The organism is Halomonas sp. MMSF_3323 (genome assembly GCF_030733595.1).
GTDB lineage: Bacteria > Pseudomonadota > Gammaproteobacteria > Pseudomonadales > Halomonadaceae > Halomonas > Halomonas litopenaei.
Window position 1 is genome coordinate 80894 of record NZ_JASHIT010000009.1, and the last position, 24249, is coordinate 105142.

Genomic DNA, 24249 nt, shown 5'->3' on the forward strand with positions numbered 1-24249 from the left:
TCGTCCAACAGGAGACTGTGCATGAATACCATCGCCGTCGTGGGTGCCGGCATCGTCGGGCTGGCCGTGGCGCGTTCGCTGGCGGGACGTGGCCACCGGGTACAGCTTTTTGACCCGGGCCCGCCGGGGGAGGGCACCTCCTTCGGCAACGCCGGCCTGATCGCCAACTACGCCACCTCGCCCATGGCCAGTATCGATACCTTGAGGCAACTGCCTGGAGAGCTGTGTCGGCGTGACGCCTCGCTGTCTGTTGACCCTCGCTATCTGGCCCGCCTGGCGGGCTTTGGTCCGCGCTTTCTCAAGGCGGCGACGCCGTCGCGTTTCGCCCGCCACAAGTCGGATCTGGTGGCGCTGATTCAGGATGCGGTCAAGGCTCAGCACGCGTTGCTGGAGTCGCTCGAGGCGCCGGATCTGTACGCCGACACCGGCTGTCTGCAACTCGCCCGCCAAGGCGACCCGCTGGCCGCGACCCTGGAGGCGTCGGCCCGTGCCAAGCGGGCCGATGGGGTGGCCTGTGAGGCGCTTACGGCGCAGGAGGTGCGCGATCTGGAACCCACGATCCATCCCGCGGATCTCGTCGGCGGCCTGTACTTCCCCGAGACGCGCCACCTCAAGGATTCCCTGGCGGTGAGCCGAGCCCTGTGGCAGCGCCTGGCAGGCGAGGGCGTGGTGCAGCATGGTGCCCGCATCAGGGGGTTGGTGCCGCTGGCCGCGGGGGGCTGGCGCCTGATCGGTGAGAAGGGCGAGAACGGCGAGTCCCGTGAGTACCAGGCCGACCAGGTCGTGCTGTGCGCGGGCATCGCCAATGATGCCCTGCTCAAGTCGCTCGGCGTGTCGCTGCCGGTGGTGAGCGAGCGCGGCTACCACGTGCGGCTTGAAACGCCGCTTTCGCTGTCGCGCCCGGTGGGCTGGCTGGCCCGCCACTTCTATGCCACCCCCATGCATGGCGGCGTTCGCCTGGCGGGCACCACCGAGTTTACCGCTCCTGACCGCGCCGCCGACGAGCGCCGCTGGGAAAGGCTCAAGGGCTGGGGGGAAGCGCTGTTCGGACGGCCCCTGAGCCTGGCGGAGCGCTGGATGGGCGTGCGCCACTCGACACCGGACGGCCTGCCGGTGGTAGGGCAGGTAACGGGCAGAAAAGGGCTCTTCGTGGCCTACGGCCACGGCCACCTGGGGCTGACCCAGTCCGCCCACACCGGCGAATTGATCGCGGCCATGATCCACGGCGAAGCCCTGCCTGACTACGTCGCCAGCTTGTCCCCTGCCCGGTTCTAGTAGCGACGCCTCGACAACATCAGCTCCACCACTTCGTCGAGCAGGGCGTTGTCGAGGGTCTGGTCCAGGGCGATGACCCGGTGGCGGGCGTAGTAGGGACTCAGGTCCAGGCCGACGCCGAGGCCGATGATATCGATGGGGCCGGGGCGACGGCCGTTGCCGCCGCCGAAGGTTGCGACCACCGAGCGCAGGTGGTTGTCGAGGTAGTGGCGGTCGTTGGCCAGGTTGGTGGCGCTGTCCGAGGGGCTGCCGTCGGAGATCACCACCAGCAGGCGGCGATTGACGTCTGCCGCCATCAGGCGCTGGCAGGCCCACTCGACCGCTTCACCGTCTATCCCTTCCTTGTACAGGTCGGCCTTGAGCAGGGCGGCAAAGCGCTTTCGCGCGCGTCGCCACGGCTGCTGGGCGTCCTTGAAGATCAGATGGCGCGCCTCGTTAAGCCGTCCCGGCGTGGCGGGGCGCCCGGCCTTGAGCCAGTCGCGCTGGGCTCGGCCGCCGTTCCAGGCGGCGGTGGTGAAGCCCAGCACCTCGCTGTCGACACCGGCCATGTCCAGCGCCCGGGTCAACAGCTCGACCAGCATGGCGATGGACTCGCCGTGGGCCTTCATCGAGCCGGAGCAATCGATCAGCAGGGTGACCTGGGCGTCACTGACCGGACGGTAGCGCTCGCGCCGAAAGACGCGCCGCTCCTGAGGGGAGGAGACGATCTGGGACAGTCGGCGGCCGTCGATGACGCCGCTTTCCTCGCCGTCCTGCCAGCCATCGCGATCGGCCACCGACAGGTGGCGACGAAACTGGCGGGCCAGACGACGCACATTGACCTTCTGGGCGTGCAGGCGCTCGTCCAGGCGCGACCGGTACTCTTCCAACTGGGCCTGACGCACCAGGCTGTCGGCCTCGCGCTCGCTGTCGTAGGCGGTGGTGAAGGCGCGATAACGATGGGCGCCGTCGGCTAGGGTGCGGCTCTGGCCGGTGGCGGCCAGGGGCACCTCGTCGTCGAGTTCGTCCTCGCTGTCGAGCAGCAGTGCCAGCGCCCGGCGTGGGTCCTTGGCTTCGTCCTCGCGCTCGCCCTGGGGCTCGTAACCTTCGAGCTGGGCAGCGATCCAGTCGGCGATGTCGCGGGCGTGACGCTGGAATCCTTGCTGGTCGTGGCGCTCGCGCCGCAGTCCTGCCAGGGCGTGGCCCAGCGCCGGTACGATATTGGCGCGGGTCGCTTCCAGCAAGTCCTCGAATTCCTCGAGCATGGGCGCCGCCATCAGCCGTGACCGGCTGATCTGGATCACGCAGAACAGCAACAGGCCCAGCGCGCTCTCGGTGAGCTGGGCGTGGTGATAGTCCAGCGACCAGCGCTCGAAGCGTGCTTTCAGGTTGCGCGCCATGCCTGGGGCTGGCCCGTCCAGCAGGGCCTCGACCCGACACTGCTCGAGCCAGTCGTAGATCAGTCGCGGCTCGGGTTCCTCGGGGCGCAGGCGCTGGTGCAGCCGGTCGTCGCTGAAGCGCTGGCGCAATGCCAGGGCGTCGCTGACGGCGCGATAGTCGGCGAGCGACAGGCAGTCCTCGGCGAGCTTGAGGTGAGGCGCGCGCAGGGCCACCCGGGACGCCCCTCGGTAGAGCCTGCGACCGGCGTAGAACCAGTCGTGCTCACCGGTATGGGCGCGCAGCACGGCGGCTTCCAGCTCCTCCAGGTACTGCTGGCGGCGCTGGCGGGCGAGCGCCAGCGCCGCCTCGCCCGCTGCGCTCATGGCGCCTCCCCGGCGTCTGCTTTCTTGTCCAGTGAATCGCTGGCCTGTGAATCGTCGTCTGACGACACACTGGCCACGGATTCGCTGAGTTCGGCATCGAAGCAGCGCTGGTAGAACTCGGCGACCAGGGGCCGTTCGTGCTCGTCGCACTTGTTGAGAAACGATAGCCGGAAGGCCAGCGCCGGGTCGCGGAAGATCTCGCAGTTCTCGGCCCAGGTGATGACGGTACGCGGCGACATCAGCGTCGACAGGTCGCCGTTGGCGAAGCCCTTACGGGTCAGTTCGGCCACCGCCACCATGGCGTCGATGTGGCGTCGGCCACGTTCGTTGTCCTTGCTCGGCACCCGGGCGAGCACGATCTTCACTTCCTCGTCGCGGGGCAGGTAGTCGAGCTTGGCGACGATGTTCCAGCGGTCCACCTGGGCGTGGTTGAGCAGTTGGGTGCCCTGGTAGAGGCCGTCCTGGTTGCCCAGCCCCACGGTATTGGCGGTGGCGAACAGACGAAACATCGGATGCGGGCTGATGACCCGGTTCTGGTCGACCAGGGTGAACTGGCCGTCGCGCTCCAGAATGCGCTGGATTACGAACATCACGTCGGGACGCCCGGCGTCGTACTCGTCGAAGATCAGCGCCACCGGGCGCTGCAGCGACCAGGGCACGATGCCTTCCTGAAACTCGGTGACCTGGACCCCGTCGCGAATGACGATGGCGTCCTTGCCGACCAGGTCGAGGCGGCTGATATGGCCGTCCAGGTTGACCCTGACGCATGGCCAGTTGAGGCGGGCGGCCACCTGCTCTATATGGGTCGACTTGCCGGTGCCATGCAGGCCCTGAACCATCACCCGGCGGTTGCGGGTGAAACCGGCCAGGATCGCCAGGGTCACGTCGGGGTTGAAGCGATAGGCGTCATCGATGGCCGGCACATGGTCGTCGCGCGTCTCGAACACCGGGACCTGAAGGTCGGAGTCGATGCCGAAGATTTCCCGGGCGCTGTGCCAACGCTGGGCGGGGAGGGCGTCGTCGAGCAGGGGTGAGGCGTCGGCCATGGTCGTCAATCCTGAAACGCGGTGGAAAGGTGTGTCGTCACTATAGACCTGTTTTAAAAAATAACGCAAATTGTATCGAAAAATGAGATTTGATTGATCTTGTGTCGCTGCGACGATTGGCCTTTGGCGGTGATAACAGCGGTGATAACGGCGGTGGCAGCGGTCGCGACAGCGGCGCTGAATGGACATGGGCAGACGAGCGAGGAGGCGAGCATGAGCGATGTAGTGGTGGTGGGCGGCGGGGTCATCGGCCTGATGAGTGCCTGGCAGTTGGCCGAGGCGGGGCTTTCGGTGACCCAGGTGGAGCGTGGGCGCTGTGCCCGGGAGGCCTCCTGGGCCGGTGGCGGTATCGTCTCGCCACTCTACCCCTGGCGCTACAGCGCCCCGGTGTCGGCGTTGTCGGCACTATCGGAAGAGGTCTATCCGGGGCTCTGCGATGAACTCAGAGAGACCACCGGCGTCGACCCTCAGTTCAGCCGACACGGGCTTCTGTACCTGGCGGTGGAAGATGCCGACGCGGCGCGTCGCTGGGCCAGGTGTCAGGCCAAGCCGCTCGAGGACATCGACGCCGACGCCATCCGCCGAATGGAGCCGGCGTTGGCCGACACCCATTGGGTCCGCCAGGGCGAGGGCGGACTGTGGATGCCGACCCTGGGTAGTCTGCGCAATCCGCGCCTGGGCCGTGCCCTGCGTGCGCGGCTCGAGCGGCATCCGGGGGTCGAGCTGCGCGAGGGCTGTGAGGTGACCGGCTTCAAGGTCGTGGCCGGGCAGATCCAGGGCGTCGACACCGCCACCGGCGTGCTCACCGCGTCCAGGGTGCTGGTATGCGGCGGCGCCTGGAGCGGTGCCCTGCTCAAGCACCTCGGGGTCGGCATGGCGGTGGCACCGGTCAAGGGCCAGATGATGGTGCTGCGGCCGGCTCCCGGCACGCCGCGGCCGCTGTCGCGGGTGGTGCTGGCCGATGGGCGCTACCTGATTCCACGGCGTGATGGCCGCATCCTGGTGGGGTCCACCCTTGAGCATCAAGGCTTCGACAAGCGCACCACCAGCGAGGCCCGGGTGTCGCTGTATCGCAGTGCCGTGCGCCTGCTGCCGGCGCTCGCCCGGGCGTCGATCGAGCACCACTGGGCGGGCCTGCGTCCCGGCTCCCCCGGGGGGATACCCTTTATCGGTGAGGTGCCAGGATGTCGTGGCCTCCACGTCAATGCCGGGCACTTTCGCAACGGCCTGGTGCTGGCGCCGGCGGCGGCGCGGTTGGGCGTCGAGCTGATGCTGGGGCGCACCCCTTGCGTGGATCCGGCCCCCTATCGCATCCAGCGCGAAGAGCCGGCGGGCCCTGTCTCTACCCCTGGCTCGACGTCCATGTCGGGGCTGGCCCAATCGACGGCGGGCAACTGGTGCTAAGTGGCAGACGACCGGCCCCTATAGGCTCAAGGTGAGTCGAGGCGCGCTGCGCCTCGCCACCACTTTGCTGACACAGCGTGGGCGACACCCCGCCCGCGCTGCCAATAACAAGGAGTCTCACCATGAGCCAGCCCGACGCCCAGTTTCTCGCCGACTTCGCCGACGCCCTCAACCGTCACGATATCGATGCGGTGATGTCGATGATGACCGACGACTGCGAATTTCATGCAGTCGCAGGTCCAGACCTGCTCGGCAAGACCTTTCGTGGTCAGCAGGAGGTTCGCGCCGGGCTGCGTGCCGCCTGGGAAAACGCGCCGGACGCCCAATGGCTCGACGGCGTGCATCAGGTCGTGGGAGATCGCGGCTACAGCGAAAGCACCTATAGCGGCACCACCGCCGATGGCATGCGCTCCGAGGCGCGGATGATCGACGCCTTCACCTTCCGTGACGGCAAGATCGCGGTGAAGAACGCCTACCGCAAGCAGCGCCCCGCCACGCCGGTCAACAACGGCTGAGCGACCTCGGATACCTGACTCGGGAGCTTCGACATGCTGGATCTACAGACCCCGCTGGCCGCTTCGTCGGACGATGCCGCCCGGGCCACTCCGGCCCAGGCCCCCTATGATCCCGCCTATGACCCGTTGACCGCCAGGCAGGTCGGTACCGGCTGTGACTATGCGCCGACCTACTGGATCGCCACCGCCGGCGAGCCCCCGGCCGACGATGGCCCGATCGTGGCGGACACCGACGCCGACGTGGTGATCATCGGCTCCGGGTTCACTGGCCTGACGGCGGCGATCTTTCTGGCCGAGCGCTACGGCATCAAGGCCACGGTGCTCGAGGCCAACCGCGTCAGCTGGGGATGCAGCACCCGCAATGGCGGCCAGGCCCAATGCGCCTCGGGGCGACTCAAGCGGTCTCAGTGGATCCAGCGCTATGGCCTCGATACCGCGCTCAAGTTGCACCGCGAGTGTGTCGAGGGCATGCAGACCTTCAAGTCGCTGATCGCCGATATCGACTGCGACCCGCAGCCCGGCGGGCACCTGTATATCGCCCACAAGGATAGGGTGATGCCGAGCCTGGAGAAGGAGGCGCGGCTTCTGCGCGAGACCTTCGACTACGACGCTCGCATCATCGACGGCGACACCGTCAAGCGTGAGTGGGTGGGCGACAGCGAGGCGGCCGGCGCCATGCACGAGCCCGAGGGCATCGGTATCCACGCCGCCAAGCTGGCCTTCGGCTACCATCGCAAGGCGCGCGCCCTGGGGGTGAAGATCCACCCTGCGAGCCCGGTGCTTGGCTGGGAGACCCATGGCGACGTGCACCATCTGCGCACGCCAGGCGGCGTGGTCAAGGCGCGGGCGGTGGGCATGGCCACCGGCGGCTACGTCACCGGTCAGCTGAGCCCCCACCTCAAGAACCGGCTGCTGCCGATTCTGTCGAACTCCATGGTCACTCGGCCGCTGACCGAGGCCGAGATTGAGGCAACCGGTTTCCGCACCCGACAGGTGCTGACCGACACCCGAATCCTGCGCCACTACTATCGGCTGCTGCCGGACAACCGCGTGCAGATCGGCAGTCGCAGCGCCATCAGCGGCCGCGATGCCCCCAGGGAGCGCTACGCGGCGGTACTCAGGGGCGATCTGGAGCGCAAGTTCCCGGCGCTCGCCGGCATCGAGATCGACTACTCCTGGTGGGGCTGGGTGGACGTCAGCCACGACATGATGCCGCGCATCCATCAGCCGGACCCGAAGGAGAGCGTCTACTACGCCTTGGGCTATGGCGGCAACGGAGTGATGTACTCGGCCCAGGCCGGCAAGCGCCTGGCCCAGTGGATCGCAGGGGAGGGCAGGTCGCTGGATCTGCCGATCTTCACCTCGAAGCTGCCCTTTCCCAACCTGCGCGAACGTATCGAGTCGGAGGCCTTCGCCCCCTTTCGCCGATTCGGCCAGCGCTTCCTCTATCGCTACTACTACTTCAAGGACGAGGTGCTCTGAACCTGATCGGTCCCGTTCTGGATAGGGGTAACCCTCACGACGATGCCGCGACCTTGGGGTCGCGGCTTTTCAATGTCTATGGTGCTGCGGCGGGTGCTGCCGCTACTTCACTTCCTCCGGTGGCAGCATCTTGTCGAGGCGGTCGAGAAAGGCCTGCTGAACCGCTGTCACGCCGTCTTCCCGCCAGGCCACCTCGGTGACCAGGCACTCCTTTACCCCCTCCAGCGGCAGTAGGGTGACGCCCTTGCGCACATAGTTGGTGGCGCACTCCAGGTGCACGGTGACGCCGAAGTCGCAGGCGACAAAGGCAAACATGGTCTCGCTGTTGAAGGTCTCCTGGGCAACATGGGGTTCGAAGCCCGCCTGCCGACAAATCTGCTCGAGCATCTGGCGAAAGTGCAGCCACATGCTGCGGGCGCCAAGAATGAACGGCTCCCGGGCCAACTCCTCCAGCCGGATGCTCTTGCGCCCGGCCAACGGGTGGTTGTCACCGACCGCGGCGATAAAGCGATCTCGCTGGATGGGGCGGGAACGCAGCCCCGGGGTCAGCACCGGGCCGGTAACGAAGCCGAAGTCCAGGCGTCCCTCGGTCAACTCGTCGAGTTGCTGGGCGGTGGAGCCGAAGCTCAGGTCGAAGTGGATGTCCGGATTCTGGCGGCGAAAGTCGTCCAATAGTGCCGGCAACTCACCGGTGATGGCGAAGTCGGTGTAGCCGATGGCCAGCCGGCCCAGTTCTCCACGGCCCGCTCGCTGGGTCTTGAGCACTGCATCATCGACCTGGCGCAGTATCTGGCGGCTCTCCTCGAGCATGATGCGTCCCGGATCGGTGAGGCGGACCTGACGATTGTTGCGCACGAACAGCGCTTCACCGATGGCGTCCTCGAGCTGAGCGATGGTGCGGCTCAGCGCCGGCTGGGCGACGTTGAGACGCTCGGCGGCGCGGCGAAAGTGCAGGCTGTCGGCCACGGCGACAAAGGCGTAAAGGTGGCGAAGCTCGATGCGCATTGATGCCTCACAGGTATCAAGTGAACGTTAAATGATATTATACGCGCAACGATGGCGTTCCTAGGCTGGAAGTGTTCGCTTCACTTCCAACAACGACAACGTCGAGGTGACTCCATCATGCAAGACTCCTTTCACGGGGTGATCGCCTTCGCGCTGCTTGCCCTCATGCTGTGGGTCGGCAGCCAGCTGAGAAGCCGGCTGAGCTGGCTTCGGGCCTCGCTGGTTCCGGCCAGCATCGTCGGCGGCCTGATCGGTTTCCTGGCGCTTTCGCTGGATCTGCTGCCGGGCTACTCACCCGCCGACTTCACCGCTCTGACCTTTCATTTCTTCACCCTGAGCTTCATGTCGCTGTGCCTTACCGGGGGTGGTCGCCAGGACGCGCCCGGTGGTGGCGGCAGTATTGTGCGCGGCGGGCTCTGGCTGACGCTTGCCTGGAGCATCAGCCTGGGCATGCAAGGTGCCATCGGCTTTCTGGTGGTGACCGGCTACGACGCCGTGACCGGCAGCGACGTCAGCGGATTTCTGGGAGCCATCGTGACCCACGGCTTTACCCAGGGGCCGGGCCAGGCGCTGACCTACGGCACCATCTGGGAGACCGAGTACGGCATCGCCAATGCCGCCCAGGTGGGACTGATCTATGCCTCACTGGGATTCTTGATGGCGTTTGCCCTGGGCGTGCCGCTTGCCCGGCGCTACCTGACCAAGGGGTTGAACGCCAATCGTGCCTCGCGCCTGGATGACAACTTTCGCCTGGGCTTCTTTACCCGGGCGGGCGACGACGAGGGCAACCAGCAGGCTCCCGGGATGGGGCGCATGGTGTCGCACCCGGGCAATCTGGATTCGCTGGCCTACCATCTGGGCCTGCTTGCCATCGCCTACGTGATCACCCACCTGTGGCTGACCTTCGTGCAGGGCATCATCGGCAATGCCTCGCCGTTCGGCATCAACGTCGGGGTGCTGTTCAGCCACAACCTGTTCTTTCTGCACGGGCTGGGTGTCTGCGTGCTGATGCGCATGGTGATCGATCGGCTCGGGCTTTCCCACCGTGTCGATGACGAGACGCTCAAGCGGATCACCGGCAGCGCGGTGGACTTCATGGTGGTGGGAACCCTCATGAGCATCCAGTTCGCGGTGCTCTACGCGCTGCTGGCGCCTATCCTGCTGGTGACCGTGACGGTGACGATCGCCACCCTGGTGGGCTGTCTGTTGATCGGGCGGTTGAGCGGCAATCTGGGACCAGAGCGTACCGTGACCTCGTTTGGCTGCTGCTGTGGCTCCACCGGTACCGGGCTCTTGCTGTTGCGCATGATGGACGCCGACTTTTCCACCTCGGTGCCCAAGGAGCTGGCCTTCTTCAATCTGGCCATCGTGGTGGTCAACCTGCACATCCTGATGATCTTCGCTCCTATCGTGCCGTCGCTGACGCCGGCGATCTATCTGCTGGTGTTCGGCGGCACCGCCATCGCCCTGATCGCCTGCATCCCGCTGATGCTGATGTGGGGGCGGCACGGCAGAGCCTCATCGCCCTCGTCGGGCTGGGCCGAGGGTGTTCCCACCCAAGGCCATGCCGCCGCCCAGTCAGACTCAGCCTCCGCCTCCTCGCCCACCATCAGCAAGGGAGCTGCCTCCTGATGAGCATCACCGTCTATCCCGCTCGACGCATCCTGACCATGAATCCGTCCCAGCCCGAGGCGACCCATGTCGCGGTGCAGGGAGATCGCATCCTGGCGGTGGGGGATGCGCAAGCGATGCCGCCCGACGCCCGCATCGATGATCGCTTTGCCGACAAGGTGATCCTGCCGGGTTTCGTCGAAGGCCATAGCCACGCCCTGGAAGGCGCCATGTGGGACTACCTCTATCTCGGGTATTTCAGTCGGGTCGATGCCGAGGGCAAGGAGTGGCCGGGGCTGAAGAGCGTCGCCGAGATGCAGGCACGGCTGCGCCAGCATGCAGATAGCCTGCCGCCGGGCGAGCCGCTGGTCGCCTGGGGCTTTGATCCGGTCTACTTTCCCGGCCAGCGCCTGAATCGCCACCAGCTCGACGAGGCGGTGGGAGATCGACCGCTGGTGGTGCTGCACGCAAGCCTGCACGTGATGACCGTCAATTCGGCCATGCTGGCACTGTCCGGCATCAGCGAGGGGCCGCGGGTCGAGGGCATCATGCTCGACGAGGACGGCCAGCCCAATGGCGAGCTCCAGGAAATGGCCGCCATGTTCGTGGTGTTCGATGCCCTTGGCAGGAATCTGTTCGAGGCGGTGGCGTCACCCGAGGTGCTCAGGCGCTACGGTGCCATCGCGGCGGCCAAGGGCGTCACCACCATCACCGATCTGTACAACCCCTTGAGCGATGACGCCATCGCCTCGATGGTCGAGGTGACCCGGGAGGCCGATTTTCCGGTGCGCCTGGTGCCGGCCATGGGGGTGCTGGCGTGGTCGGCCGAGGAGGGCATCGCGCGGCTCCAGGCGGCGATGGGCCACAGCCATGAGCGGCTGGTGTTTGGCCCGGCCAAGCTGATGACCGACGGCTCGATCCAGGGCTATACCGCGCGGTTGAAGTGGCCCCACTACCATGACGGTCATCCCAACGGGCTGTGGAACGCCGAGCCAGAGGGACTGGTGGCGCTGGTACACGCCTACCACCAGGCGGGGCTTCAACTGCACATTCACACCAACGGTGACGAGGCCGTGGAGTTGATGCTGGACGCCCTGGAGGAGGCGCTGACCCTGTGGCCGCGTTTCGATCACCGCCATACCCTGCAGCACTGCCAGATCATCGACCATGCCCAGCTACGTCGCGCTGCCCGTCTTGGACTGTGCCTGAACATGTTCGCCAATCATCTCTACTACTGGGGTGATGTGCACCTGGAACGCACCCTGGGACCGACGCGCTGCCAGCGCCTGGAGCCGCTGGCCTCGGCCCGCCGACTGGGCATCGTCACCGCCATCCACAGCGATGCGCCGGTGACCCCGCTGGGGCCGCTGTTCACCGCCTGGTGTGCGGTCAACCGGCAGAGCGCCAGTGGCCAGACGCTGGGTCACCATGAGGCGGTGAGCGTGGAAGATGCACTGGAAATGATCACCCTGGGCGCTGCCATCACGCTGGGCATGGACGACCGTGTGGGTAGCCTGGACGTCGGCAAGTTTGCCGATATGGCGGTACTGGACGACGACCCATTGCAAGTTTCAGCACAGGATCTGCGACACATCCGGGTACACGCCACGGTGTCGGGAGGACAGGTGCATGAGGTGTGATGATCGGGTGCCGGTGACGGTGATCGCAGGTTTCCTGGGGGCGGGCAAGACCAGTTATCTCAACCGTCGGCTGGCGTCGGGGGATATCGAGGATGCTCTGATTCTGGTCAACGACGTCGGCGAGGTGAACGTCGATGTAGCGGCGATCGACTACCGCGATGATCGAGTGCTGTCGCTGTCCAACGGCTGCGTCTGCTGCACCCTGGGGGGCACCCTGGCCGAGCAGCTGTCCCAGGCGCTGCGACTCAAGGCCAGGCCAACGGAAATTCTGATCGAGGCCAGCGGCGTGGCCAATCCTCAACGGATCGCCGATATCGCCAGGCTGGCGCCGGGGCTTGAGCTTGCCGATATCGTGGTACTGGTGGATGCGAGCCAGGCTGGCCGTCTGGCGCTGGACGCCCAGGTGGGGGAGCTATGGCGCGCCCAGGTGCACGCCGCCCATCGTCTGCTGGTCAATCGTCTGCCCCAAGAGGACAGCGCGCGCGACCAGCTGCTCGGGTGGCTGGGCCAGCTCGCCCCTGGTGCGGCGGTGGCGACAGAGCCGGTACAAGTCGCTCCCGCGTCGTCCAGGACGACGTCCTCTGGCCCGGCCTTTTGGCAGGGAAATGGCGCCAAGGCATCGGCGGAGCCGTTCGCCGTGCGTGCCCGACACTCGGGGCTGACCGATGCCACCCTGCACCTTCGCCACTCCCTGGTGGCCGAGGAGCTGCAAGTGCTGCTCGAGCGCTACCGCGACTGCCTGTTTCGCGCCAAGGGTTTTGTCCGCTGTCGGCTGGCGGACGGGGAAGAATGGCGAAGTCTGCAGTTGAGCGGGCAGCGCCTCGCCTGGCAGAGCCACGGGCCGCCCGCCACCGGCGCCGTGCTGGTGTGCATCGGGCGTCGGGGAGAACGCTTTACCCGGTTGATGGAGGAGCTTGCGCAGCTCGACAGCGAGACTGATACGGCGCCGATGGCACCGATCGGGCGCTAGTCCAGCGCCTCCCGGATTCAGTTGGTGCGACGTGCCTGGGGCAGCAGGGCCGCCAGGCGTTCGATGCCACGCTCGATGCGGGTCTCGTCGATGGCCGAGAAGCCGAGCCTAAGGGTGGGGCGAGGCGCCGGGGTCAGGAAGTGCACCTCGCCGTTCTCGATCAGGATGCTGTGCTCCTCGGCAAGCCGTTTCAGCAGTGACACATCGGTGTCGGCGGGGGCCTCCAGCCAGAAGCAGGAGCCGCCGAAGGTGGAGCGGATACGCAGCTCGGGCAGGTGGGACTCGAGGGCGTCACGCATCAACAGCCAGCGGCGCTGGTAGGTCTGGCGTATCTGGCGCAGCAGGGCGTCGTGGTAGCCGCGGTCGAGAAACAGCGCCACGCTGCGCTGGTTGTTGGTGGCGGGGTGGCGCAGCATCAGCCGGCGCAGGGCGCGCGCCTCGGCGATAAAGGCGGGGGGCGCCACCATGTAGCCGAGCCGAAGGCCCGGCGCCAGGGTCTTGGACAGGCTGCCCACGTAGATCACCCGGCCATCGCTATCGAGGCTCTTGAGTGCCGGCGTCGGGTTGTCGACGAAGTTGGTCTCGCTCTCGTAGTCGTCCTCGATGACCAGATAGTTGTTGGCGCTGGCGCTGTCGAGCAAGTCGCGGCGGCGCTGCATCGGCAGGGTCACGCCGGTGGGCGACTGGTGGCTCGGGGTGACGTAGGCCAGGTGGCAATCGGCCAGGCGCTGATCGATCACCAGGCCCTGGTCGTCCACGTCCACCGCGACGATATCGTCGGTGAAGGTGCGGGCGATATTGACCATGTCGACGTAGCCAGGGTTCTCCATGGCGAAGCGTCGACCCGTCCCCAGGATCAGCATGGCGGTGATCCATAGCGCCTGCTGGGCGCCCACGGTGATCAGGATCTCCTCCGGCCGGGCCCAGACGCCACGGCGGGGCAGCAGCCGCTGGTGGATCTGTTCGATCAGCAGCGGGTCGTCTTCGCTCAGGTGGTCTGCCGACCAGCGGCGGATGGCCGGCACGCTGACCGAGTCGCGGCTGCACTCCCGCCAGTGCTGGGTGGGAAACAGGTTGGGATCGATCTGGCCGTAGAGGAAGGGGTAGTCGTAGTCGAGCCAGTTGGCCGGCTTGACGATGGTCGGCTGGCGCGAGGGTCGCATCGTCAACAGCTCGTCCCAGGGCGTCGCTGTACCGGAGTGGGAGGTGGCGCTGGCGGCTGGGAGGGCGATGTCGGCCGGGGGCGTGACGCGTCCGGCGAGGATATCCGGATTGACGAAGTAGCCGCTGCGCTCCCGGGCGACCAGGTAGCCGTCGTCCAGGAGTTGCTCGTAGGCGATCATCACCGTGTTGCGGGCCACGCCCAGCTCTTTGGCGAGCTTGCGGCTCGAAGGCAGCGCCTCACCGGTGGGCAGGTGCCCCTCGAGGATGGCGTGGGCGATCTGCTCGCGAAGCTGGCACTGAAGGCTTTCCTGACGCTTTGCGTCGAGTCGAAACAGGGGGGCGCTCATACCGACGACGGGTTCCCGGATGGTGGTTGTTGGACGAGTTCCGGCGTGGCCCAGGCCTGGCGGCCACGCCCGCCTACGATCTTACAGCGTCGACGTCTTGTCGAGGGCTCGCGGGTGCCTGGCCCAATCGATGTGGGGCCACTGGTCCTATGGCGTCGATGCTCGACGGGGGAGAGTGAGTCACATGGCGGGTCGGACCTGACGGCGCTCGCCAGCCAATGACGATCAAGATGTGACACCCGCAACAAGATTCCGCTTTAAGCGGCACAACAATGATGGGAGTTCCGCATGCACACCAAGTCCCCTTTCCTCCGTACCACGCCCCCGCGCAACATGACTCCTGCGGCCATCGGCGCTGCCGCCTCGCCCCGGCGCTTCGGCCCACGCCCGCTGGTGGCGGCGGTCGCCCTGGCGCTGCTGGGCGCCGCTGGCTCGGCCCAGGCGACAACCTGGAAGATGGCGCTGGGCGACGCCGCCGGTGGCACCCAGCACGAGATGGGACAGACCTTCGCCAAGCTGATCGAGGAAAAGTCCGGCGGCGACGTCAGCGTGGACCTGTTTCCCAACGGCCAGCTGGGCAGTGAGCAGGATACCGTCAACAACGCCAGCATGGGCCTGCTCGACCTGTCGGTACTGGCGATCAACAACATCACGCCGTTCTCGCCGACGGTCGGGGTGATGACGCTGCCCTACGTGATCCAGAGTCCCGAGGACGCCCGCACCCTGACCCAGGGCGAGATCGGCCAGGAGATGGTCGACAACACCATTCGTGACGCCGGCGTGCGGATACTGGGCTGGGCCTACTCCGGCTGTCGCCGTCTGACCAACTCGGCGAGGCCGGTGGCGAGCCCCGAGGATCTGGATGGCCTGGTCATCCGGGTGCCCAAGAACGAGATCATGATCTCCGCCTACCAGTCCTGGGGCGTCAATCCCAACCCGCTGGCCTGGTCGGAGACCTTTACCGCCCTGCAGCAGGGCGTCGTCGACGGCCAGGACAACCCCTACATCACCATCGACGCGATGAAGTTCTACGAGGTCCAGGATCACGTCACCGACAGCTGTTATGTGTTCTCCATGGAGCCGTTGATCATGGGTGAAGGCATGTTCCAGAGTCTGTCCGAGCAGCAGCAGCAGTGGGTGCTGGAGGCCGCTCAGGAGGCCACCGACCACAGCTACGAGTATCTGCTGGCCCAGGAAGACGCGATCAAGACCCGGCTGGTGGAAGAGCACGGCATGGAGATCACCGAGCCCGCCGACGGCGAGCAGGCGTGGATCGAACAGGCCACCGCCATCTGGCCCGACTTCTACGACAGCATCGGCGGCAAGGCCAAGCTCGACGAGGCGCTCGCCGCGCTGGGACGTGAGCCTGCTCCCTGATCTGTCACGACGTCGCTATCGTGTTGAATCCTCCCGGCGCCTGACTCCAGGCGCCATGAATCATGGCACCGCCGGACGTCTGCCATTGGACGTCAGGTGGTGCCTGCTCAGAGGTCGTCGTGATGAATCGTCTATGTAAGCTCGTGGACAACCTCGAGAACTGGCTGTGCCAGCTGTTGCTGGTGACCTTCGTGGCGCTGCTGTTTGCCCAGATCATGCTGCGCAACCTGTTCAGCTATTCGCTGCCCTGGGCCGATGAGCTGGCTACCTACGCCTTCGTCTGGTTCGCCTACCTGGGGGCGGTCTACGCCGCCAAGAAGTCGGCCCATAACCGTGTCACCTTCCAGTTCCGTTTCTTCCCGCGCTGGGTGGAGCTGGCCTGCGGTGCGCTGACCGACCTGATCTGGATCGCCTTCAACCTGGTCTTCATCTGGCTCAGTTACGACTTCGTGTTCAACAAGATGAATACCTTCTGGAAGTCCCAGACCCTGGGCATCCCGATGAAGGTGTTCTACCTGATCCTGCCGCTGGCCTTTGTGCTGATGACCCTGCGCATCCTGCAGAACAACTACCTGCGCTTCGTCAAGCATCGCGAGCCCGTCGATCCCGAGGCCGAGGCCATCGCCGAGGCCAAGTCCTCGACGCTGTCGTCATCCAACGAGAAGGGAGACTGATCCATGGAGACGACCATCATCTACGTGCTGTTCGGCGTATTCTTTCTGCTGCTGGTGCTGGGCGCGCCGATCACGGTGTCGCTGGGGGTGGCGGCGCTTGCCACCTATCTGTCGCTGGGGGAGAACCCCATGGCCTTCGTGCAGATCGCCTTCACCTCGGTGGGGTCCTTTCCGCTGATGGCGCTGCCGGCCTTTATCCTCGCCGGGGCCTTGATGGAAGCCGCCGGCATCTCGCGACGCCTGGTGGATATCGCCGAGGCCTTCGCAGGGCCGGTGACCGGCGGTCTCGCCGCCGCCACGGTGTTCGCCTGCATGTTCTTCGGCGCGATTTCAGGCTCAGGGCCCGCCACCACCGCGGCAGTGGGCATGCTGATGATCCCGGCCATGGCCAACCGCGGCTACGATCGCGGCTATGGCTCTGCCATCACGGCGTCCTCCGGTGGCCTCGGCGTGGTGATTCCACCGTCCATTCCCATGGTCATCTTTGGTATCTCGGGGATGGGGCTGCAGCCACCGGCGGAGGCCGTGGCCGCACACGGCGCCTTCCAGACGCTGTCGATTCCGAAGCTGTTCATTGCCGGCATCCTGCCCGGCATGGTGATCGCTGGCTGCCTGTTGACCGTCAACTACATCATCTCGCGCCGGCGCGGCTACAGCGGGCTGAGCGACAGCTGGTCCTGGGACACCATCGCCAGGAGCCTGAAGCGTGGCGTGTGGTCGATCCTGGCGCCGCTGATCATCCTCGGCGGTATCTACAGCGGCCTGTTCACGCCCACCGAGTCGGCCATCGTGGCCATCGCCTACACCCTGATCGTCGGCATCTTCCTGCACCGCGAGCTCAAGTGGAAGCCGGCGCTCAAGACCCTGGAGACCACTACCTGGATCACCGGGAGGGTGCTGTTGATCCTGTTCACCGCCACGGTATTCGGCCGCTTGCTGGTCGAACAGCGGGTGCCGGCGGTGATCGCCGAGGGCATGCTGGGACTGACCGATAACCTGTATTTGATCTGGGCCATGGTTATCGCATTTCTGCTTTTTGTCGGCATGTTCATGGAAACCCTGGCGGCTATCATGATCCTGACGCCGGTATTGCTGCCGATCATGTACATGCTGGGCATGGACCCGGTGCACGTCGGTATCGTCGTCGTCTGTGCCCTGGCCATCGGCTTCCAGACGCCGCCCCTGGGGGAGAACCTGTTCGTGGCCTCAGGCATTGGCGGTGCCTCCATCGAGGAGATATCGATCAAGGCGCTGCCGTTTGCCGCAAGCTCGGTGTTCGCGCTGTTCGTGATCGCCTACTTCCCGGAAATATCGCTGTGGCTACCCCGTATGCTGGGGTACTGATTGCGCACCGTCAGCGCACCGCAAAAAAGGCCGGGTGTCTTCGCATGTCGCGGCGACCCGGCCTCTCGCCAAGGAGTCACGCCATGCCTGTTTCGATCTCGCGTCTTCTCTGTTGCCTGGGGCTGAAGGACGATTGCCGCCAGGTGCTTGCCCACACCCTGACGCTGGCCAAGGCCACCGGGGCCGAGGTTCACGTGCTGCATGCGGTCAAGTCGCTGTCCGATGACGTCATGCATACCCTCAAGGCCAACATCGGTGAACGCGCCACCCTGGATGGCTTGATGGAGCAGCGCCTGCGTCTGGCGCGAGAGCGTCTGGACGAATTTGTCGAGGCCTTCTGGCAAGAGCACGAGGCGAACCTGCCCGGGCGCGAGGTGGTGGCCGCCAAGTCGGTGCTGGAGGGTTACCCGGCATCGGAAATCACCCGCTACGCCGTGCGCCATGACTGCGACATGATCATCATGGCCACCAACAAGCGCGGCTTCGCCTCGTCCTATGCAGGCCGGGTGACCAAGGGCGTGATCAAGCGTGCCAGTGTGCCGGTGGTGGTGGTGCCACCGATGTAGCCACGAAGAACGTCAGCCTGGCTGGCCGAGCGTGTCCTGACTCGTGCGGTCAGCCAGCGTACCTTGGCAATGCGTTCATGCGTTCATGCGTTCATGCGTTCGTATGCTCAGTGGTCGAAGGTATCCTGCAGCTGCCCGGCGATACGCCGCATCAAGGGCGCCCACTCCATCAGTGAGTCGATGCTGTGGCGCAGCCGGGGCGCGTGGATCGCCAGCGTCGCCTGGATGCGCCCGGTCTGGTCGTACACCGGCACGGCGATGGCCACCATGCCCTGGATGAATTCCTCGTTGTCGGTGCTCAGTTCCTTTTCGGCGATGTCCGCCAGGCGCCGCTCCAGCTCGTCTGCTTCGGTGGCGGTGTAGGGGGTATAGGCCTCCAGCGGCAGGTGCTTGAGCAGCTGGCGGCGCTGGGCCGGCCCCATCAGCGCCAGAAACATCTTGCCGCTGGCGGTGCAGTGCAGCGGAAGACGCGAGCCCGGCGGCAGCTGTATGCGTACCGGCCAGTTGGTCTCCACCCGTTCGTAGTAGAGCACCTCGTGACCTTCCAGCAGGGTCAGGTTGCAGGTTTCGTTGACCTCTTCGGCCAGGCGCTTGAGCAGCATACGGCGCGGCGCCTTGAGGCTTTCGTTGGCGAGCACGCCCATGGCCATACGGTGCAGTCGTTCGCCGGGAAGCAGATGCCGTCCTTCCACGTCGCGCACGATCAGGTCCTGTTCCTCGAGTTGCTTGAGCAGGCGATGCAGGGTGGGCTTGGGAATGTCGAGCTGACGCTCCAGGTCCGAGGCGCTGACGCCGTGGATCGAGGTGGCGATGGTTTCCAGCAGTACCAGGCCTCGTTGCAGCGTCGAATTGGTCGTGGTCCGAGTGCTTGCTGTAGACATACGCGATCCTTGACGACGGAAAATGGTGGCAGGCACTCATGATAACGCGGCAAGCCCGGTGAGGCTTGCCGCGTGCTCCTGCTTGCCTGTCGGTGTTACAGGTTCACCAGCATCAGTGACAGCGCCGGCCACATCGAGATCGCGATCCAGCAACTGATCAGCGCGATGAAGTAGGGGATGACGAACTTCACCAGGCGCAGGTAGGGGATCCCAGTGATGCTCGAGGCCACGTAGAGGTTGAGGCCGAAGGGCGGGGTGACGAAGCCGATGGCGGCACCGACCAGGAAGATCACCGCGAAGTGGATCGGGTCGACCCCGGCGTTCTGGGCGATGGGCGCCAGGATCGGTGCCAGGATGATGGTCACCGGCAGGCTCTCGAGGATCATCCCGGCCAGCAGGATCATCAGCATGCAGGCCCCCAGGATCACATAGTAGTTTCCCAGGCCACTGAGCAGGTCCTGCAGCGCCTGGCCCGCGCCCAGCACCGACAGCAGTTGCTGCATCACCACCGAGATCGCGATCAACGGCGCCAGCATGCCGGCGATCTGGCCCGAGCGCAGCATGATCGAGGGCAGCGCGGTGAAGCGAATCTCGCGGGTGATCAGTAGCCCCGCGATCAGGGTGAAGCCCACGGTGATGGCGGCGGCCTCGGTGGGCGAGAACTTGCCCGAATAGATGCCGTAGATCACCACCCCGATGGTGGCGAAGCCGAGATAGGCGCGCCTGGCAAAACGTGCGCTTTCACCCGCCTTGAACGGAATCAGGGTGCCCCAGCCGTGACGTCGCGCCACCAGGTGGCAGGCCGCCATCATGCCGAACACCATCATCGCCCCGGGGATCATGCCGGCGATGAACAGGTCGCTGATCGACAGGTTCATCATGAAGCCGTAGACGATAAAGATGATCGACGGCGGGATGATGATGCCGACCGTTCCGCCGGAGGCGGCGGTGGCGGCGGAAAAGCGCTCGTCGTAGCCGTTCTTGACCATCTCCGGCTGCATGATCGAGCCGATGGTGGCGGTGGTGCCGGCGTTGGATCCGGAGATCGCCGCGAACAGGCCGCAGGCGCCGAGGGTGGCCATGCCCATGCCGCCACGCAGCCAGCCCAGTACCGAATAGGCGAAGTCGGACAGTCGCTTGGCGATGCCGGCGGCGTTGATCAAGTCGCCGGTCAGGATGAACAGCGGCAGGGCCAGCAGGCCGAAGAAGCTCAGGCCCTGGAACAGGGTGACCCCGATATTGGCCAGGGTGAAGTCGATGATCAGGCTGGTGCCGACCACCCACAGGCCGATCACCAGGAAGATCGGTACCCCCAGCAGAAAGATGGTGGTGCAGCCCGCGGTGACCAGGCCGATAAGCATGCCGTCGGTCATGACGTCTCTCCTAGTCCATGATGGACGGTTGCAGGTTGAACGGCTCACGGCGCCGGAAGCGCGCGATGTCGCTGGCCAGGTTCTGCAGTACCCGGAAGATGATCAGGGCCCAGGCCAGCGGTGTGGCGAGGTAGAACCACCACTGCATCACGTTATCGGTGCCCGGCACGATGGCGAAGTTCATGTGCGCCAGTTCCACCTGGGCGATGGTGAAGTGGATGACCAGGGCGCCGAAGCCGATCCACAGCACGGCGTCGAGTACCTGGCAGGCGAACTGACCGGCGTAGGGCAGGCGCATGCGAATCTCGTTGAGCGACAGGTGGGTGCGCTGCTTGACGTTGAGCGAGGCGCCGAACCAGGTCAGCCACAGAAACAGCAGCACCGGAATGCTGGTGCTCCAGGGCGCCTGCAGGCTGAAGAAGAAGCGGCGGATGACCTCGACGAAGATGATGCCCGCCATGCCGCTGTAGGAGATCAGGATGATCACCTTTTCCAGATTGGCGTCGAGCCACTTGATCGGCGCCAGCCAGGCGGGGGTCGGCCGATCGGCGACGTCGTTCGACGTCGCCTGGGCCGCGGTGGCCTTGTGATCGGTCATTACGCCCTCCACCAGCGCTTCGGCGCCACGTTGACCGCCGCCATCTCACGCGGGATCTCCCGGGCGATGGTGTGGATTTCCTTGTAGATGTCGACGTCGCCGGCCCAGGCATTGAGCCGCTCGCGCCACTGCTCCCAGGGCTCTGGGTTGAACTCCGGGGCGCATAGCTGCTCGGCCTGGGCACGGATCTCGTCGGATAGCGGGGCCACCCGCACGTTGTTCTCGGCGAACACGGTGCCGGCGGCGGGGTGTTCGGTGGCGCCGACGATCTGGTAGCGGCCGGCCTCGTTCATGCCCTGGGTGAAGATCTGGGCGGCGTAGGCCGACTCCATCACCTGATCCTGCAGCTCGGCATCCAGCGCCTCGAACTTCGACAGGTTCATGGCGGTGTGCTCGGTACCGGCGAAGAAGCGCAGGTCGACCGCCTGGGACACCACCGGCGCCATGCCGGCGTAAGCCACCGCGCTCATCCAGGTCTCGGCGCCGTCCAGCAGGCCCTGGCGCAGGCCGTCCAGGGTCTCTTCCCAGGCCACCGGGACCGGGTTGAGGCCAAGCTGTTCCATGGCGATGCGGCCAAGCTGGGTGCCGGTGACCCGGTTCTTGGTGCCCTGAAGCACCTCGAGGCTGTCCACCAGCGGCTTGTCGGCCCAGCTCTGACCCATCATCAGCCCGCGCAGATCGCAGTGGGTGAACAGGAACTGCAGGTTGTGGCGCTGGCGCATCGGCTCGCGCAAAAGGGCCTCGCTGCGATGGTCGTAGAAGAAGTGAAACATCGAGGCGACGCTCGGGAACATGTAGGCAAAGTCCAGCACGTTCAGGTAGGGCGCGCCGCCGGCGGAGTTCTGGGTCGAGGCCGAGAAGATGTCGACGATGCCCTGCTGGGCCTTGCTGACACAGTCGAGCTGGTTGCAGACCTCGTTGGAGCCCATGAACTCGACGCGGATGGCGCCGTTGGTGCGCTCCTCGACGTCACGGGCGAAGAACAGCTGCCCGGACTTCTGGATATCGAGATTGCGCTCGTTGAACCCGGAGGCGCCGAAGCGCAGCTGGAACTTGGGCTCGGTCTGATAGCGGCGTTGTTGTTCGGTGTCGGCGGCCCGGGCCAGGCTCGAGGCGGTGAGGCCAGCGCCGAGGCCACTGGCGGCCAGCAGCGTGGAGGTCATGCCGAAGCGACCCGAGATATTCAGGAAGTCGCGGCGCGACACGTCTGATGAGAAGAGGCGTGAACTCATGGAAGGCTCCCAGTCTTGTGTTTGGTGTAGGGATGCAGGGGAGTGCCGGGTCGTTCGCGCTTGGCGATCGTCGCCTGGCACCGGGCCCGATAAAGGGCCTTGACCACACCTTAGAAGTCTCTCGGGAATAGATCAATAAAAATGAGTTTTTTTGTCTCGATATTGATCTTTTGAGAAAACTGTCTAGCATAAATTGAGATAAAACGTCTCGATTGAGTGAGCGACATGACAACCACAACACCACCGCCAGAGGCTTTCGACTACATCATCGTGGGGGCGGGCTCCGCCGGCTGCGTGCTGGCCAACCGCCTGAGCGAGGACCCCGAGGTGTCGGTACTGCTGCTCGAGGCCGGCGGGTCCGACTGGAATCCGTGGATCCACGTGCCCGTGGGCTACTTCAAGACCATGCACAATCCGGCCACCGACTGGTGCTACCTCACCGATCCCGACGAGGGCATCGACGGTCGCCGGCTGCAGTGGCCCAGAGGCAAGGTGCTGGGAGGGTCAAGCTCGCTCAATGGGCTTCTGTACATTCGCGGTCAGCGCGAGGACTACGACGATTGGGCGCAGCTGGGCAACGACGGCTGGGACTACGACTCGGTGCTGCCCTACTTCAAGAAGTCGGAGTGCCAGGAGCGGGGCGCCGATGACTACCACGGCGCCGACGGGCCCTTGAAGGTCTCGGATCTGCGCCTGCGCCGCGAGATCGCCGAACGCTTCATCGAGGCGGCCAAGGCCTCGGGGATTCCCGAGAACCGCGACGTCAACGGGGCCAGGCAAGAAGGCGTGGGCTACTTCCAGCAGACCTCCTACAAGGGCTTTCGCTGCTCGACCGCCAAGGCGTTTCTGCGTCCGGCGCTCAAGCGCCCCAATCTCACCCTGGTCAAGCGAGCCCACTGTCAGCGGCTGCTGCTGGAGGGCAAGCGCGTGGTCGGGGTCGAGTACCGCCAGGGGCAGAGCACCCATCGGGCAAGCGCCAGGCTCGAGGTGCTGCTGTCCAGCGGCGCCATCGGCTCGCCGCAGATCCTGCAGTGCTCCGGCATCGGGGACCCCGACCACCTGGCCGAGGTCGGCGTCGACTGCCGTCATGCACTACCAGGCGTCGGCGAGAACCTGCAGGACCATCTGCAGATCCGGCTGGTGTTCAAGACCTCCTGTCGCACCCTCAACGACGAGGTGCGTCATCCGCTGAGAAAGCTGGCGGTAGGCACCCAGTACGCCCTGACCCGCACCGGACCGCTGACCCTGGCGGCCAGTCAGGTGTGCATCTTCACCCAGTCGCGGGAGGGCCTGGATCGCCCGGATATCCAGTTCCATATGCAGCCGCTGTCGGCGGACAAGCCGGCCGAAGGGGTGCATCCGTTCTCGGCCTTCACCTCCTCGGTGTGCCAGTTGCGTCCGACCAGCCGGGGGCGTATTCGCATCACCAGCGCCGACCCCGCCGTCTATCCCTCGATCCAGCCCAACTACCTGAGCACCGAAGAAGACTGTCGCGTGGCGGTGGACGCCATCAAGGTGGCGCGACGCATCGCCGAGCAGGCACCGCTTGCCGAGGTGATCACCGATGAATACGTGCCGGGGCGGGAGTATCAGAGCGACGAGCAATTGCTCGAGGCCGCCCGGCGCTACAGTCAGACCATCTACCACCCGGCGGGCACCTGCAAGATGGGCCACGACGACCTGGCGGTGGTCGATGACCGACTGCGGGTGCACGGCCTCGAAGGACTGAGGGTGGTGGACGCCTCGATCATGCCGATCATCGTCTCGGGCAACACCAACGCCCCGACCATCATGATCGCCGAACGCGCGGCGGACATGATCAAGGCCGATCGCCGTGCCCAGGCGCGCGTCGCCTGACGTGCAGCGCTGGAACCTCGACAGCGGATCGATGCCATCGGGGCCTGGCCTTACTCGAGGCCGCGCTCTGGCCCTAACGTCGCGGTAGCGGGCTGGGCCAGGATCAAATCAATAGCGCGTCATCGGCTGACCCGCTGAGCGCGACC

20 protein-coding genes are annotated in these 24249 nt (G+C 65.7%); 12 read left to right on the top strand and 8 right to left on the bottom strand.

Annotated elements, in window-relative coordinates:
* Nucleotides 1–21 precede the first annotated feature (21 nt).
* The gene (locus tag RBB39_RS06310) at nucleotides 22–1275 is read left to right on the top strand and encodes an FAD-binding oxidoreductase (RefSeq protein ID WP_045991938.1); all 1254 of its coding nucleotides are present in this window, start codon (nucleotides 22–24) and stop codon (nucleotides 1273–1275) included.
* Here the strand turns inward: RBB39_RS06310 and RBB39_RS06315 are convergent.
* Nucleotides 1272–3017, bottom strand: a complete 1746-nt coding sequence (locus RBB39_RS06315; protein ID WP_185696360.1) for a cobalt chelatase — start codon at nucleotides 3015–3017, stop codon at nucleotides 1272–1274. The genes RBB39_RS06310 and RBB39_RS06315 overlap by 4 nt on opposite strands.
* Nucleotides 3014–4063, bottom strand: coding sequence for a MoxR family ATPase (locus tag RBB39_RS06320; protein WP_045991939.1), 1050 nt, complete (start codon nucleotides 4061–4063; stop codon nucleotides 3014–3016). The genes RBB39_RS06315 and RBB39_RS06320 overlap by 4 nt, the downstream gene beginning before the upstream one ends.
* Nucleotides 4064–4276: 213 nt before the next feature.
* On the opposite strand from RBB39_RS06320, the gene thiO reads away from it, so the two are divergent.
* The 3 genes from thiO to RBB39_RS06335 all read left to right on the top strand — a co-directional run bounded on the left by thiO (nucleotide 4277) and on the right by RBB39_RS06335 (nucleotide 7464).
* A complete protein-coding gene (thiO, locus tag RBB39_RS06325) occupies nucleotides 4277–5467 on the top strand; it encodes a glycine oxidase ThiO (RefSeq protein WP_045991940.1) in 1191 nt (396 codons plus the stop codon).
* 122 nt (nucleotides 5468–5589) lie between these two features.
* Nucleotides 5590–5982, top strand: coding sequence for a nuclear transport factor 2 family protein (locus tag RBB39_RS06330; RefSeq protein ID WP_045991941.1), 393 nt, complete (start codon nucleotides 5590–5592; stop codon nucleotides 5980–5982).
* Nucleotides 5983–6015: 33 nt separating this feature from the next.
* Nucleotides 6016–7464: an FAD-binding oxidoreductase gene (locus RBB39_RS06335; protein WP_253029490.1), complete on the top strand. Its 1449-nt coding sequence runs from the start codon at nucleotides 6016–6018 to the stop codon at nucleotides 7462–7464.
* A 102-nt stretch (nucleotides 7465–7566) separates the two neighbouring features.
* Here the strand turns inward: RBB39_RS06335 and RBB39_RS06340 are convergent, their stop codons facing one another.
* Complete coding sequence (locus RBB39_RS06340) at nucleotides 7567–8469, bottom strand: LysR family transcriptional regulator (RefSeq protein ID WP_045991943.1); 903 nt, start codon at nucleotides 8467–8469, stop codon at nucleotides 7567–7569.
* A 117-nt stretch (nucleotides 8470–8586) separates the two neighbouring features.
* Here RBB39_RS06340 and RBB39_RS06345 point away from each other — a divergent pair, with 117 nt between their 5' ends.
* Genes RBB39_RS06345 through RBB39_RS06355 form a run of 3 tightly spaced genes read left to right on the top strand, consistent with a single transcriptional unit; the run spans nucleotide 8587 to nucleotide 12690 of the window.
* Nucleotides 8587–10101 (top strand): sodium/glutamate symporter, encoded by a 1515-nt coding sequence (locus RBB39_RS06345; RefSeq protein WP_071211096.1) that lies wholly within the window; start codon nucleotides 8587–8589, stop codon nucleotides 10099–10101.
* Nucleotides 10101–11720 carry an amidohydrolase gene (locus RBB39_RS06350; RefSeq protein ID WP_045991944.1) on the top strand — a complete coding sequence of 540 codons (1620 nt, stop codon included), beginning with the start codon at nucleotides 10101–10103 and terminating at the stop codon, nucleotides 11718–11720. The genes RBB39_RS06345 and RBB39_RS06350 overlap by 1 nt, the downstream gene beginning before the upstream one ends.
* Complete coding sequence (locus RBB39_RS06355) at nucleotides 11710–12690, top strand: GTP-binding protein (RefSeq protein ID WP_052704285.1); 981 nt, start codon at nucleotides 11710–11712, stop codon at nucleotides 12688–12690. The genes RBB39_RS06350 and RBB39_RS06355 overlap by 11 nt, the downstream gene beginning before the upstream one ends.
* Nucleotides 12691–12707: 17 nt before the next feature.
* Here RBB39_RS06355 and RBB39_RS06360 read toward each other — a convergent pair whose 3' ends face one another.
* Nucleotides 12708–14201, bottom strand: a complete 1494-nt coding sequence (locus tag RBB39_RS06360; protein WP_045991945.1) for a PLP-dependent aminotransferase family protein — start codon at nucleotides 14199–14201, stop codon at nucleotides 12708–12710.
* Between the two features lie 288 nt (nucleotides 14202–14489).
* Here RBB39_RS06360 and RBB39_RS06365 point away from each other — a divergent pair, with 288 nt between their 5' ends.
* From RBB39_RS06365 to RBB39_RS06380, 4 genes are all read left to right on the top strand, one after another.
* Nucleotides 14490–15578 carry a TRAP transporter substrate-binding protein gene (locus tag RBB39_RS06365; protein ID WP_239452518.1) on the top strand — a complete coding sequence of 363 codons (1089 nt, stop codon included), beginning with the start codon at nucleotides 14490–14492 and terminating at the stop codon, nucleotides 15576–15578.
* Between the two features lie 122 nt (nucleotides 15579–15700).
* Nucleotides 15701–16252 carry a TRAP transporter small permease gene (locus RBB39_RS06370; protein WP_045991946.1) on the top strand — a complete coding sequence of 184 codons (552 nt, stop codon included), beginning with the start codon at nucleotides 15701–15703 and terminating at the stop codon, nucleotides 16250–16252.
* Nucleotides 16253–16255: 3 nt separating this feature from the next.
* Nucleotides 16256–17596, top strand: a complete 1341-nt coding sequence (locus RBB39_RS06375; protein WP_045991947.1) for a TRAP transporter large permease — start codon at nucleotides 16256–16258, stop codon at nucleotides 17594–17596.
* Nucleotides 17597–17679: 83 nt separating this feature from the next.
* Entirely contained in the window at nucleotides 17680–18162 is a 483-nt protein-coding gene (locus RBB39_RS06380) for a universal stress protein (RefSeq protein WP_045991948.1), read from the top strand.
* Between the two features lie 107 nt (nucleotides 18163–18269).
* Here the strand turns inward: RBB39_RS06380 and RBB39_RS06385 are convergent, their stop codons facing one another.
* From RBB39_RS06385 to RBB39_RS06400, 4 genes are all read right to left on the bottom strand, one after another.
* Nucleotides 18270–19043: an IclR family transcriptional regulator gene (locus RBB39_RS06385; protein ID WP_045991949.1), complete on the bottom strand. Its 774-nt coding sequence runs from the start codon at nucleotides 19041–19043 to the stop codon at nucleotides 18270–18272.
* Nucleotides 19044–19138: 95 nt separating this feature from the next.
* Complete coding sequence (locus RBB39_RS06390) at nucleotides 19139–20416, bottom strand: TRAP transporter large permease (RefSeq protein ID WP_045991950.1); 1278 nt, start codon at nucleotides 20414–20416, stop codon at nucleotides 19139–19141.
* A gap of 10 nt (nucleotides 20417–20426) precedes the next feature.
* The gene (locus RBB39_RS06395; protein WP_083970277.1) at nucleotides 20427–21014 is read right to left on the bottom strand and encodes a TRAP transporter small permease; all 588 of its coding nucleotides are present in this window, start codon (nucleotides 21012–21014) and stop codon (nucleotides 20427–20429) included.
* Nucleotides 21014–22246, bottom strand: coding sequence for a TRAP transporter substrate-binding protein (locus RBB39_RS06400; protein WP_204248927.1), 1233 nt, complete (start codon nucleotides 22244–22246; stop codon nucleotides 21014–21016). Before RBB39_RS06400 ends, RBB39_RS06395 begins: the two co-directional genes overlap by 1 nt.
* A 225-nt stretch (nucleotides 22247–22471) precedes the next feature.
* Here RBB39_RS06400 and RBB39_RS06405 point away from each other — a divergent pair, with 225 nt between their 5' ends.
* On the top strand, nucleotides 22472–24103 hold the full coding sequence (locus RBB39_RS06405) for a GMC family oxidoreductase (RefSeq protein WP_045991951.1): 1632 nt from the start codon (nucleotides 22472–22474) through the stop codon (nucleotides 24101–24103).
* Nucleotides 24104–24249: the final 146 nt, after the last annotated feature.

Bases quoted from the DNA above. Each gene is read 5' to 3' on its own strand.
- RBB39_RS06310 (WP_045991938.1), top strand. From the start codon at position 22: ATGAATACCATCGCCGTCGTGGGTGCCGGCATCGTCGGGCTGGCCGTG.
- RBB39_RS06315 (WP_185696360.1), bottom strand. From the start codon at position 3,017: ATGAGCGCAGCGGGCGAGGCGGCGCTGGCGCTCGCCCGCCAGCGCCGC.
- RBB39_RS06320 (WP_045991939.1), bottom strand. From the start codon at position 4,063: ATGGCCGACGCCTCACCCCTGCTCGACGACGCCCTCCCCGCCCAGCGT.
- thiO (WP_045991940.1), top strand. From the start codon at position 4,277: ATGAGCGATGTAGTGGTGGTGGGCGGCGGGGTCATCGGCCTGATGAGT.
- RBB39_RS06330 (WP_045991941.1), top strand. From the start codon at position 5,590: ATGAGCCAGCCCGACGCCCAGTTTCTCGCCGACTTCGCCGACGCCCTC.
- RBB39_RS06335 (WP_253029490.1), top strand. From the start codon at position 6,016: ATGCTGGATCTACAGACCCCGCTGGCCGCTTCGTCGGACGATGCCGCC.
- RBB39_RS06340 (WP_045991943.1), bottom strand. From the start codon at position 8,469: ATGCGCATCGAGCTTCGCCACCTTTACGCCTTTGTCGCCGTGGCCGAC.
- RBB39_RS06345 (WP_071211096.1), top strand. From the start codon at position 8,587: ATGCAAGACTCCTTTCACGGGGTGATCGCCTTCGCGCTGCTTGCCCTC.
- RBB39_RS06350 (WP_045991944.1), top strand. From the start codon at position 10,101: ATGAGCATCACCGTCTATCCCGCTCGACGCATCCTGACCATGAATCCG.
- RBB39_RS06355 (WP_052704285.1), top strand. From the start codon at position 11,710: ATGAGGTGTGATGATCGGGTGCCGGTGACGGTGATCGCAGGTTTCCTG.
- RBB39_RS06360 (WP_045991945.1), bottom strand. From the start codon at position 14,201: ATGAGCGCCCCCCTGTTTCGACTCGACGCAAAGCGTCAGGAAAGCCTT.
- RBB39_RS06365 (WP_239452518.1), top strand. From the start codon at position 14,490: ATGCACACCAAGTCCCCTTTCCTCCGTACCACGCCCCCGCGCAACATG.
- RBB39_RS06370 (WP_045991946.1), top strand. From the start codon at position 15,701: ATGAATCGTCTATGTAAGCTCGTGGACAACCTCGAGAACTGGCTGTGC.
- RBB39_RS06375 (WP_045991947.1), top strand. From the start codon at position 16,256: ATGGAGACGACCATCATCTACGTGCTGTTCGGCGTATTCTTTCTGCTG.
- RBB39_RS06380 (WP_045991948.1), top strand. From the start codon at position 17,680: ATGCCTGTTTCGATCTCGCGTCTTCTCTGTTGCCTGGGGCTGAAGGAC.
- RBB39_RS06385 (WP_045991949.1), bottom strand. From the start codon at position 19,043: ATGTCTACAGCAAGCACTCGGACCACGACCAATTCGACGCTGCAACGA.
- RBB39_RS06390 (WP_045991950.1), bottom strand. From the start codon at position 20,416: ATGACCGACGGCATGCTTATCGGCCTGGTCACCGCGGGCTGCACCACC.
- RBB39_RS06395 (WP_083970277.1), bottom strand. From the start codon at position 21,014: ATGACCGATCACAAGGCCACCGCGGCCCAGGCGACGTCGAACGACGTC.
- RBB39_RS06400 (WP_204248927.1), bottom strand. From the start codon at position 22,246: ATGAGTTCACGCCTCTTCTCATCAGACGTGTCGCGCCGCGACTTCCTG.
- RBB39_RS06405 (WP_045991951.1), top strand. From the start codon at position 22,472: ATGACAACCACAACACCACCGCCAGAGGCTTTCGACTACATCATCGTG.